Source organism: Microbacterium galbinum (assembly GCF_023091225.1).
In the GTDB taxonomy this organism is placed as follows: domain Bacteria; phylum Actinomycetota; class Actinomycetes; order Actinomycetales; family Microbacteriaceae; genus Microbacterium; species Microbacterium galbinum.
The window spans coordinates 325,913-337,363 of sequence record NZ_JAHWXM010000002.1 but is presented as its reverse complement, the minus strand read 5'-3'; the positions used below and the strand labels follow the sequence as shown (position 1 = coordinate 337,363).

General features: G+C 67.9%; 10 protein-coding genes and 1 pseudogene. 6 read left to right on the top strand and 5 right to left on the bottom strand.

Features of this window, described 5'->3' with window-relative positions; translation table 11 throughout:
* Nucleotides 1–78: 78 nt before the first annotated feature.
* Together sp36 and KZC52_RS15700 are read left to right on the top strand one after the other, a co-directional pair.
* Nucleotides 79–303 carry a Sp36 family protein gene (sp36, locus tag KZC52_RS15705; RefSeq protein WP_247625076.1) on the top strand — a complete coding sequence of 75 codons (225 nt, stop codon included), beginning with the start codon at nucleotides 79–81 and terminating at the stop codon, nucleotides 301–303.
* Entirely contained in the window at nucleotides 300–758 is a 459-nt protein-coding gene (locus KZC52_RS15700; RefSeq protein ID WP_247625075.1) for a RidA family protein, read from the top strand. Before sp36 ends, KZC52_RS15700 begins: the two co-directional genes overlap by 4 nt.
* A gap of 159 nt (nucleotides 759–917) precedes the next feature.
* Here KZC52_RS15700 and acs read toward each other — a convergent pair whose 3' ends face one another.
* The gene (gene acs / locus KZC52_RS15695; protein ID WP_247625074.1) at nucleotides 918–2,885 is read right to left on the bottom strand and encodes an acetate--CoA ligase; all 1,968 of its coding nucleotides are present in this window, start codon (nucleotides 2,883–2,885) and stop codon (nucleotides 918–920) included.
* 359 nt (nucleotides 2,886–3,244) lie between these two features.
* On the opposite strand from acs, the gene KZC52_RS15690 reads away from it, so the two are divergent.
* The 4 genes from KZC52_RS15690 to KZC52_RS15675 all read left to right on the top strand — a co-directional run bounded on the left by KZC52_RS15690 (nucleotide 3,245) and on the right by KZC52_RS15675 (nucleotide 7,502).
* A complete protein-coding gene (locus KZC52_RS15690; RefSeq protein ID WP_247625073.1) occupies nucleotides 3,245–4,258 on the top strand; it encodes a TadA family conjugal transfer-associated ATPase in 1,014 nt (337 codons plus the stop codon).
* On the top strand, nucleotides 4,252–5,145 hold the full coding sequence (locus tag KZC52_RS15685; protein WP_247625072.1) for a type II secretion system F family protein: 894 nt from the start codon (nucleotides 4,252–4,254) through the stop codon (nucleotides 5,143–5,145). The genes KZC52_RS15690 and KZC52_RS15685 overlap by 7 nt, the downstream gene beginning before the upstream one ends.
* A 478-nt stretch (nucleotides 5,146–5,623) precedes the next feature.
* The gene (locus KZC52_RS15680; RefSeq protein WP_247625071.1) at nucleotides 5,624–6,673 is read left to right on the top strand and encodes a type IV toxin-antitoxin system AbiEi family antitoxin; all 1,050 of its coding nucleotides are present in this window, start codon (nucleotides 5,624–5,626) and stop codon (nucleotides 6,671–6,673) included.
* Nucleotides 6,663–7,502 (top strand): hypothetical protein, encoded by an 840-nt coding sequence (locus KZC52_RS15675; protein WP_247625070.1) that lies wholly within the window; start codon nucleotides 6,663–6,665, stop codon nucleotides 7,500–7,502. The genes KZC52_RS15680 and KZC52_RS15675 overlap by 11 nt, the downstream gene beginning before the upstream one ends.
* Before the next feature lie 227 nt (nucleotides 7,503–7,729).
* Here the strand turns inward: KZC52_RS15675 and KZC52_RS15670 are convergent, their stop codons facing one another.
* The 4 genes and pseudogenes from KZC52_RS15670 to KZC52_RS15660 all read right to left on the bottom strand — a co-directional run bounded on the left by KZC52_RS15670 (nucleotide 7,730) and on the right by KZC52_RS15660 (nucleotide 11,388).
* A complete protein-coding gene (locus KZC52_RS15670; RefSeq protein WP_247625069.1) occupies nucleotides 7,730–8,509 on the bottom strand; it encodes a DUF4839 domain-containing protein in 780 nt (259 codons plus the stop codon).
* Between the two features lie 226 nt (nucleotides 8,510–8,735).
* The gene (locus KZC52_RS15665; protein ID WP_247625068.1) at nucleotides 8,736–9,932 is read right to left on the bottom strand and encodes a PASTA domain-containing protein; all 1,197 of its coding nucleotides are present in this window, start codon (nucleotides 9,930–9,932) and stop codon (nucleotides 8,736–8,738) included.
* Between the two features lie 231 nt (nucleotides 9,933–10,163).
* Nucleotides 10,164–10,274 (bottom strand): annotated as a pseudogene (locus KZC52_RS17675) (DUF2510 domain-containing protein); the annotation flags it as partial.
* 7 nt (nucleotides 10,275–10,281) lie between these two features.
* Nucleotides 10,282–11,388: a DUF4236 domain-containing protein gene (locus KZC52_RS15660; protein WP_247625067.1), complete on the bottom strand. Its 1,107-nt coding sequence runs from the start codon at nucleotides 11,386–11,388 to the stop codon at nucleotides 10,282–10,284.
* Between the last annotated feature and the right edge of the window lie 63 nt (nucleotides 11,389–11,451).

Genomic DNA, 11,451 nt, shown 5'->3' with positions numbered 1-11,451 from the left:
TAGGGGAGTTCCCTGAATACCGCCTTTGACGGGCCCGCGTTCGTCCGCTGCGCCCGCACGACGATCCGATGGAGTGCCATGACCACGTGGGAATACCTCACCACGCCGCTGCTGATCCACAACACCGCGGCGATCCTCAACAACTGGGGCAAGCAGGGCTGGGAGCTCGTCCAGGTGGTGCAGGGTCCGGAGGGCGGACTCGTCGCCTACTTCAAGCGCCCCGTCACGCAGGACGGATCCAACGAGACCGGTCTCGCGGCTGCCGCCCAGGCCGCCCGCCAGTTCGAGGGCGGTGCCGCATGAGCATCTCCGCCCGCCTCGCAGAGCTCGGCATCGAGCTGCCCGCCGTCGCCGCCCCGGTCGCCGCCTACGTACCCGCCGTCGTCCACGCGGGGGTCGTCTACACCTCGGGCCAGCTCCCGTTCACCGATGGCGCCCTTCCCGCGACCGGCAAGGTCGGCGCGGCGGTCGACGCCGCCGACGCCCAGGCCTACGCCCGCACCTGCGCGCTGAACGCGCTCGCCGCCGCGGCGGATGCCGCCGGCGGTGTCGACCGGATCGCCGGGGTCCTGCGCGTCGGTGGTTTCGTGGCATCCGTTCCCGAGTTCTCGGGCCAGCCCGGCGTCATCAACGGCGCGAGCGAAGTGCTCGGCGAGATCTTCGGCGACGCCGGCCGTCACGCCCGCGCCGCCGTCGGCGTGCCCGTGCTGCCGCTCGACAGCCCCGTCGAGGTCGAGGTCACCTTCCTCCTCGCCTGATCGGCCCGCGGCATCCGCCTCTCTCCCTACCGGGAGGCGAGAAGCCTGGTCGCAGCAGATCGATGGTGAGCGCAGCGATGCCCCTGCGCCGGGCGATCGGGGTGCAGGGGTCCCCGTCTCGACCGGCGCAGGGGCATCGCGGAGCGGACCCCCGAGAAACTACTTGAGCTGCGACGAGATGATCGTCATCACGGCCGTGTCGGCGAGCGTCGTCGTGTCGCCGACCTCGCGACCCTCGGCGACGTCGCGCAGCAGACGGCGCATGATCTTGCCGGAGCGGGTCTTGGGCAGCTCGCCCACGATGTAGACGTCGCGCGGGCGGGCGATCGCCCCGATCTGCTCGCCGACCCACAGGCGCAGCTGCTGAGCGAGACCCGCCGGGTCGTGCGCTGAGAGGTAGCTCTCCTTGATGATGACGAAGGCGACGACCGCCTGGCCCGTCGTCTCGTCGGACGCCCCGACCACGGCCGCCTCGGCGGTGGCCTCGTGGGCGACGAGCGACGATTCGATCTCGGCCGTCGAGAGACGGTGGCCCGAGACGTTCATCACGTCGTCCACACGCCCGAGCAGCCAGAGATCGCCGTCGTCGTCGAGGCGGGCGCCGTCGCCGGCGAAGTAGTACCCCTGCTTCTCGAACTTCTCCCAATAGGTCTCGCGGAAGCGCTCCGGGTCGCCCCAGATGCCGCGCAGCATGCTCGGCCAGGGTTCGGTCACCACGAGCAGGCCGCCGTTGCCGTTGCCGACTTCCTGACCCTGCTCGTCGACGACGTCGATGCGGATGCCGGGGAGCGGCACCTGCGCCGAGCCCGGCTTCGTGGCGGTGACGCCCGGCAGCGGCGAGACCATGATCGCGCCGGTCTCGGTCTGCCACCACGTGTCGACGATGGGGGCGCGGTTCCCGCCGATGACCTCGCGGTACCACATCCATGCCTCGGGGTTGATGGGCTCGCCCACCGATCCGAGCACGCGCAGCGACGAGAGGTCGAACTTCTGCGGGACGCTGCGTCCGATCTTCATGAACGACCGGATGGCGGTCGGGGCGGTGTAGAAGATCGACACCTTGTACTTCTCGATGATCTCCCACCAGCGGCCGGGGTGCGGGGCATCCGGGGTGCCCTCGTAGATGACCTGCGTGGCTCCGTTCGCGAGCGGGCCGTAGGTCACGTAGGAATGCCCGGTGATCCAGCCGATGTCGGCCGTGCACCAGTAGACGTCGCTGTCGGCGTGCAGGTCGAAGACGTACTTGTGCGAATACGCGGCCTGCGTGAGGTAGCCGCCGGACGTGTGCAGGATGCCCTTCGGCTTCCCGGTGGTGCCCGAGGTGTAGAGGATGAAGAGGGGGTTCTCGGCGGGGAACGCCTCGGCGGTGTGCTCGGCGGATGCCGCGGGCACGGCCTCGTGCCACCAGACGTCGCGACCGTCGACCCAGTCGACCTCGTTGCCTCCGCGACGCACGACGAGCACGTGCTCGACCGTGAGCTGCTCGCCGTCTCCGCGGTCGCTCAGCGCCTGGTCGACGGCCGGCTTGAGCGCCGAGACGCGACCCTTGCGGTAACCGCCGTCGGCGGTGATGACGACCTTGGCGCCGGCGTCGTCGATGCGCGCCCGCAGGCTGTCGGCGCTGAATCCGCCGAAGACCACCGAGTGGATGGCGCCGAGACGCGCGACGGCGAGCATCGCGGCGACGGCTTCGGGGATCATCGGCAGGTAGATGGCGACGCGGTCGCCCTGGCCGACGCCGAGATCGGCGAGCACGTTGGCCGTGCGCTTGACCTCGTCGGTCAGCTCGGCGTAGGTGATGCTGCGGCTGTCGCCGGGCTCGCCCTCCCAGTGCAGAGCAACGCGGTCGCCGTTGCCCTGCTCGACATGGCGGTCGAGGCAGTTGTAGGCGACGTTGAGCTCGCCGTCGTCGAACCACTTGGCGAACGGCGGGGCGGACCAGTCGAGAACCCGGGTGAACGGCGTGTGCCAGTGCAGCAGCTCGCGCGACTGATCGGCCCAGAAGCCCTCGCGGTCCGCGGCGGCGCGCTCGTAGAGATCGGGGGAGGAGATCGACTGGGCGACGAACTCCTCGGACGGCGGGAACTGGCGGTTCTCATCGAGAAGGTGGTCGATCTGACTGCTCATCGGCAGACGCTCCTTTGCGGCTGGGGTCGATCCCGGGTGGTGCGTCCGGGACAGGGCGAATCTAGTCTCGCGCACGGGGGATCAATACTGCCGAAAGTCGGTAGTCGCGTCGGTTTTGTCAGGACGGTTGCCTTGCGTACACTCGACCTCAGCCGAATACTCATTCCGGCCTTGGCGCGCCCGATTCCCCCGATCGGTGCCCGCCCCGGGCGGCACCTCATTCCCCCCGTGAGGTGCCGCCTTTTTTGTTACGGCGAGGCGCCGCGATCGGTTCTGCACGGCGCGCCGATGCCGTGGGTTCTGCACAGCGACCGCATCCGTGGACGAGCGGGGTCCCACCCGTTGCCTAGCGTCGGGGCATGGCCGATCCGTTCATCCTCCAGCCCCGGGGCGCCGAGAGCCCGCACGGCGCCTCGGTGCCGATTCCGCCGGCCCCGCTGCGGATCGACCCCGCGTTCGGGATGCTGGCCGAGCACTGCGCCGACGACGCCGTCACCGATGTCTTCGTCAACGGCGACGGAGGGCTGTTCCTCGATCGGGGCGAGGGCGCCGAACCCGTCTCCGCGTGGCGGGCATCCGAACGAGAGGTCCGCGATCTCGCGGTCGCGCTCGTCGGTCTCGGAGGGCGCCATCTCGACGACCAGTCGCCGTGCGTCGACGTGCGGCTCGACTCCGGCATCCGCGTGCACGCCGTACTCGCCCCCGTCGCGGCCAGCGGCACCGCCATCTCGATCCGCATCCCTCGGGTGCGCGCCGCCGACCTCGATGCGCTCGCGGCGCTCGGCTGCTTTGACGCACGGATGCAGCGGTGGCTGATGAGCCTGGTGCATGAGCGGGCGAATCTGCTGATCACCGGAGGCACGGGCACGGGCAAGACGACGTTGCTCTCCGCGCTGCTCTCAGAAGCCGCGGACTCCGAGCGTCTCGTGACGATCGAAGACGTCGCCGAGCTGCGGCCGCGGCATCCTCACCATGTCGCCCTCGAAGCACGCCAGGCCAACCTCGAGGGCGCGGGAGGGATCAGCCTGGCGCGTCTGGTGAGGGAGTCGCTGCGCATGCGGCCGGATCGGCTGATCGTGGGCGAGTGCCGCGGTGAGGAGATCCGTGAACTGCTCACCGCGCTCAACACCGGGCACGATGGTGGCGCCGGGACCCTGCACGCGAGTGGACTGACCGATGTGCCGGCGCGACTGGAAGCACTCGGGGCACTTGCGGGGATGGATGCCACGGCGCTGGCGCGGCAGACCGTGAGCGCCTTCAGCACCGTGCTGCATCTCGTGCGCGATCCCGGCGGAACCCGGCGCATCGCGCAGGCCGGGGTGTTCGCGCTCGCGGACGAGCGGCTGACGATCGAGGAGGTGCGGCCATGGTGAGGCGGCGAGTACGGGATGTGACGCACGGTGCGGATGCCGCGACCTCCGTGCAGACGCTGGCCGTGCTGTTGCAGGCGGGAGCCATGCCGACGGTGGCCTGGCGGCATCTCGCGGAGACCGGTGACCGGCACGCGATCGCCATCGTGTCGCGCATCGACGCGGGCGAGCCCATCGCCGCCGCGATCGAGGCGGAGGGCGGGGTGTGGGTCGATCTCGCAGCCGCCTGGGAGATCGCGACCACGGTGGGCGCACCGATCGCCGAGGTGCTGCGCACGCTGGCCGAGACCCTGCGCGACGCCGCGTCCGCGGCCGATGACGTGCGCATCGCCCTCACCGAGCCTGCCGGCACGGCGCGCCTGCTGCTGTGGATGCCGCTCGCCGGTCTTCTCCTGGGGTTCGCGCTGGGCTTCGACACGATCGGGGTCATCACTCGGAATCCGATCGGCGCCGCCTGCGTGCTCGCCGGGGGAGCGCTCGTGCTCCTCGCGCGGGCCTGGACGGCGAGCCTGCTCCGGCGTGCGCGGCCGTCACCGGGAACACCGGGCATGCGCGCCGAACTCGTCGCCGTGGCCTTGGCGGGTGGAGCCTCGATCGACCGGGCACTGGGACTCCTCGACGCGGTCGGATCGATCGCGCACGGCGGAGAGGACCGTGTGCCGGACGTGCTCGAACTGTCGCGCGCGGCCGGCGTGCCCGCCGTGGAGCTCCTCCGTGCGTCGGCTGCCCAGGAGCGCCACACGTCGCGGGTCGAGGGCAGGTTGCGCGCGTCGCGTCTCTCGACACGGCTGCTCCTCCCGCTCGGCGTCTGCACGCTCCCCGCCTTCCTGCTGCTGGGCGTCGCACCGATGCTCCTCAGCGTCCTGACCTCCACGCCGCTCCCGACATGAGCGGAACGACGACGCGACCGCGTCACACCAGAAAGAAGGAACACCATGCACGCACTTCCCCCACTCGACCGGCGTCGGGCCGCATCGCTGTTCGGCGACGAAACCGGAGCGGCGACGGCCGAGTACGCGATCACCACGATGGCTACCGTGGATGTTCTAAAACATACTTGAAGTGTCCCCATTCGCTAAGATGCCTGACCGCTATGAGCTCTGTGTAAGGGACTTGTAGGATCACCAATCCTCCGAACCGGGATCTGGCGACGGTGCGCACGTTGGGCGAAGGAGAGCAGGTGCCAGGAGTTGACCGGGGCCGTGGGCCAGACGGCGTACTTGAGGCATACGGCGCGGCGCACTGAGCGTCCGCGCCGGCGGCGCCATCCAAGCTAGGCCGGCGGTCTTAGTAAGATCCTTTTCTCACGGCGTGATTTTATGCAGTAAAATTGCATTTACTAAGTAAAGATCACGATAGGATATAACCATGGCTTCGCGAGAAAACTCCGCCGTCGCCGCCCTGGTTCGCGCTCTCCCTCCGGAGTTCGACACCGAGGTCGGCTTCGATTCGGTCCGTCTCACGCTCGACGGCCGAACTTGGATGGTCCGTCCGATCTGGGCTGGAGAAGGTCTGGCCGCAGACGTGCAGCGCGCGCGTAACATGCTCATGCATGTCGATGCGCCCACTGACGCACTTACCGTAATCACAGCTCGGCGCATGAGTGCCGGCGCACGGGAGATCCTCGATGAGGAACGACTCTCGTGGGCAGATGGGAGCGGGAGAGCGCGCATCGTGATCCCCGGCGAGGTGTACATTACGCGCCTCGACCCGGTCCCCGCCGACGCGAGGCGGCAGTTCACTTGGTCGGGGGCCGCGCAGGCGGTCGCTGAAACGCTGCTGTCGTGGCGGGTGAGCTACGGGCGCGACGTCCCCGATTCCATCGGAAAGGTCGCAGACATCGCTCAAGCCGCGGACGTCTCCGTCGCTCACGCGGCGCGCGTCCTGCGCCAATTCGACGAGCAGCACTACACGATCAAGACCGGAGCAGAACGAGGAAGCACGGCGACACGCGAGCTACGCGACCCGGGGCGAATGTTGAGCGACTGGGCAGGGCAGTACGCGCTGGGCGCGGCGACGCCCGTGGTGGAGTTCCATGTGCCGTGGCGCGACCACGAGGAGTCGCTCTCGATGCTCACATCGTCGCTAGAAGGCACGAACTGGGCAGTGACCGGAACCGTGGCCGCGGAACGCATCGCGCCGTTCCTGACCAGCATCCCCACCGTCGACGTGTACGTGTCCTTCGATGACCTGCAGGACCTCCGCCGCCGTGTATCGAGTCAGGACGACGTGCGTGAAGTCGCGCACGGCGGCCGCATTCGGGTGTTCACCGAGAAGGACTTCGTATTCGGTCTGACCGACAATCGTGACGGCGTCTCCCTCTGCTCGCCGGTACGCGTGTACGCGGACCTTCTGCGCAGCCGGGGACGCGCAGCTGAGGCGGGAGAGCATCTGAGGGAGAGCGTCATTGCATTCTGAGATCCGAAGCCGTCAGGCTCGCGAACGTGCAGAGGATGCGCTGGTCAGGTTCGTGTTGCTCGCCGGCGATCGCGCCATCGACTTCGTCGTGATCGGAGGGTTGAACCCTGACTTCCTGGCGACGCGGGCGCCGGTCCCCCACCAGGGAACGACCGATATCGATCTGCTCTTCGCGCTCGGCTTCGACAACGTCGCCGCGACGCCGGACTACTCCTGGATCGACGAGGCGCTCGAGGCCGGCGGGTTTTCCTCTGTGAACATGTGGCGCTGGGACGCCATGCTCGGGGGCGCACGGGTGCGTTTGGAGTTCCTGTGCGACGTGTGGGATCACACTGATGACACGGTCCCGCTTCCGCGCTCCAGGTCCGCAGTAGCGAGCAAAATCGCCGGTCCTGCCGCAGCACTCCACGCCCCCATGGTGCGTGAGCTTCGCGTTTCAGATGTCGTACGAGCCGTTGTACTCGATGCTCCTGAGACGGTGAGCATCCGGTTCGCGAACCTCGGCGGATACCTCCTCGCCAAGACGGCCGCTGCGTTGGAACGCAGGCTGGAGAAGGACAAGTACGACCTCATGTACGTCATCCTGTACAACGCGGGTGGGCCGCGGGAGGCCGCCCGTGCTGTGGCACGCCAACTCGTCGCCACCGAGGACTCATCCGATCCGGAAGAGATCCGAGGCGCCATGAACAACTATCTCGACGCACGGGGCGCGTGGACGGGCACATTCGCGCAGATGATGATTGAGACTGGTGACACAGCGCCTGAGGAGCAGCTCCGCACGGACGCTTCTGAAGGGGCGCGGTCGTTCCTGGAGGAGCTCAACAGCTAGCAGTAGTCGTCGCGCGCTCAGGACTCACACCCGACGCCGTGTCGTCCACCCAGCGGCCGAGTTTTGGCCCAGTCGGACGGCTGTTCCGCCGGCCTCGTTCCGGCGGAGCAGCACCAAGTGCCACAGCCCCGGGCTCTTGCGTGGCGGGGGCGAGCAGATTGGCGGAGGAGTCGCGTGAGCGAGGCGATCAGTAGCCCTCGATCGACGAACCCGACCTGAGGGGCGTATCAGCGTACGCGGGTCTCGACCGGCTCCAGCTGGAACAGCGGGTCCCTGAACGGTCCGACGCGCGCGATGACATGGACGTTGTCGCCGACGCCTATCGTGTCAGGTACGTCGCCGGTCAGATTCAGGTCGCTCGTGATGTTCACGTCTCGGAATTGGAAGCTCGGCCCGCCGTTCGAGTGGGTCTCGCTGTAGTCGCCGTACGTGACCAGGATGTCGTACCGCGTCGTATAGCCCTCGTGGTTGTGCATTGCACCAATCGAGCCATCGAACTCGATGAGTTGGCCTGCATACTGCTCAGCGAAGGCCTCAACGCTGGGGATGTCCGCCGGTCCGGTGAGCAGTGCTGCGAGCTCAGGGCTATTTTCCATCGTCAGCGGAGCCTGCTCGGTGGGCTCTGTCTCGATGGGCTTTGTGTTTGCGGGCCCCTCTGGCTCTGGCGCGGGCTCGTCCTCAGGCACGATTGGTTCTGCGCTGGGTGTGTCGACGGGTTCGGCGGCGTCATCGTTGTCTCCGCCTGTGACAGCGACCATGATGCCGATGAATATGCCCAGAGCGACGAGCACTCCGCCGATGATTGCGAGTGTCTTCCACGGCGGCTTCCGTTGTGGTCTGCGGAAGACCAGCTCCGAGCGGAGCTTGCCCGGAGTCTGCGTGACCAGCTCCCAACCGTCGTTCTCCCATTTCGAGATCGTGCGGTTCTCGGTGCCACGCACCGCCTTGACGCTTTGAGTCTCATATTTGATGGCCTCGGCCTCAGCGCGCACGTCACTGTCTGTCATGGTTCTCCCGCTCGAGATCCCGGGAGAACGATTCATCGCCGGGTTATCGCGAGCATAACGGCAATGCGATAGGTCGACGAACGAACGCGATGGCTAGGCGTTCCCTGGCAGGACGAGCGCAGGGCACCTGCGGAGATCCGGATCTAAGGACGGCGTCTGGGCAGACCCCCGGCGGGATGCCGAGCTCGAAGCCCTTCCTTCAGGGAGGCAACCCGTACACTCCCCGTCAGTGCTCGTAGCAGACGCCGTCACCGTCGCCGTCGCGGCAGAGGTAGTAGCCCGACCGGATGAGTTCTTCCATCTCGGCGATCGCCTTCTCCCGCTCCCGCTCGGCTTCCTGCCAGCGGGCGACGTAGGCGTTCGCATCTGATTCTGCCGCGCGACGGCAGTCACCGATCGTGCCGGCGTAATTAGCCACAGCCTGGTCGCCTGCCTGAGCGATGAACGGCACGTAGTCGACAGCCTGAGACTCGGCGGTGTATCGCGGTGCATAGGGTGTAAAGGCGACCACTTCGCTGCCCCAGCCCTCGACGCCCACGCCGCCTTCCATCTGTGAGGCGTCAGGCACCCACCAGCCCGTGCGTATGAGTCGCTCGTTCACGGAGTCGGCGGGAGGTACTGTCTCGGTCTCGTCGTCCGGTCCCAGCAGGTGGATGAACCCGTGGGACTCGCCGGTGCGGCTCATGACCACGAGCACGCGTTGCCCGATCGGCAGCTGCTTCTCGAGTTCGGCGGCCGCCGCGGTCAGGCCGTCCTTCAATGGAGAGCCGCAGAGGGGCGCCAGCGGGGAGATCAGATCCAGCGACACCGGTGCTGCGTCGACGAGCACGGTGGAGACGTCGAGGGTCATGTCGCGTTCGTAGCCCGTGATGGTCCCCGTGAAGCTCCGCTCGCCGAGATGAAGGTCGTAGGCCAGTGCCTCAGTGACCTCGTCGGTGACTTCGCCGTGCTTGAGCACGCGAACCTCGACCCAGTCTCCTTCTCGGGAGTCCGTCGCCGGGGCGATGTCCTGGGACACCACTGTCCAGTTCGACGGCATGAAGACGGCGCGGTCGTTGCGCTCGTCCTCGTACCGCAGGGTGAGGCGCAGGTGGTTGGCCTCGTCGAGCGCGTCCGCGAGGTTCATGCCGACGAACTGCGGCATCCGCAGGTCGCCGGAGATCGGCCAGTACTCGCGGATCTCGTCCGTCTCCGGCTCGCCCTTGTCAGGCTTGCTCTCGGAGTACGGGCTTAAGACCTCCGGCGACGGCTGACTGCTCTCGGCGGCTACCTCGCCAGCGGACGTATCGATCGGATGCGCGGCGAGGAACGTCATGAAGGACACCGCCATAATCACCGAGGTGATCGTCGCGACGGAGGCGAGCACGAGCCCGGTGACCCACAGTACTTTGCGCTGGCGTCGTCGCCGGGCGACGAGAGCCACGACGATGGCTGCGATCCCGAATGCGGCTCCGAGGAAAGGTGCCCACCCGGTGAGGAAGGCGACGATGCCGAGGATCAGCGCGATGAGGCCCGAACGCCCGGGCCCCGCGACGTGGGGCTCCGGCGCCAGTTCAGTGGGCGGCGGGGAGGAGGAGACTCCGCGCGCTTGTGGTGCGGGCAGCTCAGGTGCTCGGTCGCGCCGGCCCGGCGCGGGGGGTGCAGAGCTTGAAGGCGTCTCCCGGGTTTCGCCTGTCCAGTCGTTCCCATCCCAGCGGCGTTGCCGGGTGAGATCTTCAGGGTCGGGGTACCACCCGGGGCGCGGGTTCTTCGGAGCGGGCGTCATGGACGGTTCAGCCTTCTCCGAGGTCGTCGAAGTCGATACGCTCCATGATCGCGACGATCTCGGGCTCTTTGTCGAGATCGAGAGGACGCAGCCCCGGGCTCGGAGGACGCTGATTGAGGATCAGCTGGGACGCCACGTCCATCAGGATCACGGAGGCGTTGACCTCCTTCCAGCGGACGCCGTCGAGCGCTGTGCGCTGTATCACGGCGGCGGCCATCGCCTCGCCGCGTCGCTCGCCGTATGCGGTGATCCCGGCGCTGCGCACCGCGAGGATACGGATGCTCGTGAGCCCCGGGGCGACGGCGAACGCTTCTTTGACGGTCGCCAGCAGGTAGCCACACACGAGGAGGTGGGAGTAGCCATCCCGCTCCGCCTTTGTCATCTTGCGGATGCTCGGGTTGCCCGCGGCCGTGACCCCTGGCATCTGGTCGGGCAAGGACCGCTCGTCGGGCACAAGAACGGTTAGGGTCGCTTCGGAGCCTTCGACGGCCAGCGGCGCCGCGGGAGCCGCGTTGTCCTCGAACGCCGAGGCGAGCTGGTCCATGACCGTTGCGGGGTCGTTCGCGAGGAGTGCCGCCCAGAACTGATCGAGCTCTGCTTGCTCCTGTTTCCAGGCCCCTACGCGCCGATGCGTCTCCTGCATGACAGCCTGATCCGCGTGCGCGATCGCGCTGGAAGTGGCGGCGCGGCGCTCAGCCCGCTTGAAGGCGCTGATCCGCTTCAGGGCGGCATCCACGTGGCTCTTCCGCACAGCCTCCGGGTCCACCGGTGGAGGCGGAGGGAGGACCGGGCGCTGCGCCAGAGTGAACTTCTCCTGGTGCAGGCTGGCGATCGCATCTAGAGCCGCCGCGAGTGCCATAGTGCGGTCGATCTTGTCCAGGCGCGCGGCACTTGCCAGAGTCGATGTCGCGTAGCCGGTGCCCTGTCGAGTGCCGCGAGTCCGCGACCCTCCGCCGAGAGACGTGTAGTAGCCGATGGGTCCGGCCCCGGTGGAAAACCCCGTCCGCCCTGCCCCGACGTGTACACGCGCGATCCGCGGCCCGATGCTCGTGCGAACGCCCCGCGACGAGGCCCGCACCCGCACCCCCGGCGCGATCCTGATGGAGAAGCCCATGTCTTCCTTTCGCATCGACCTCCGAGCCGACATGGCATGATCCTGACACATCCGGAGACCGGC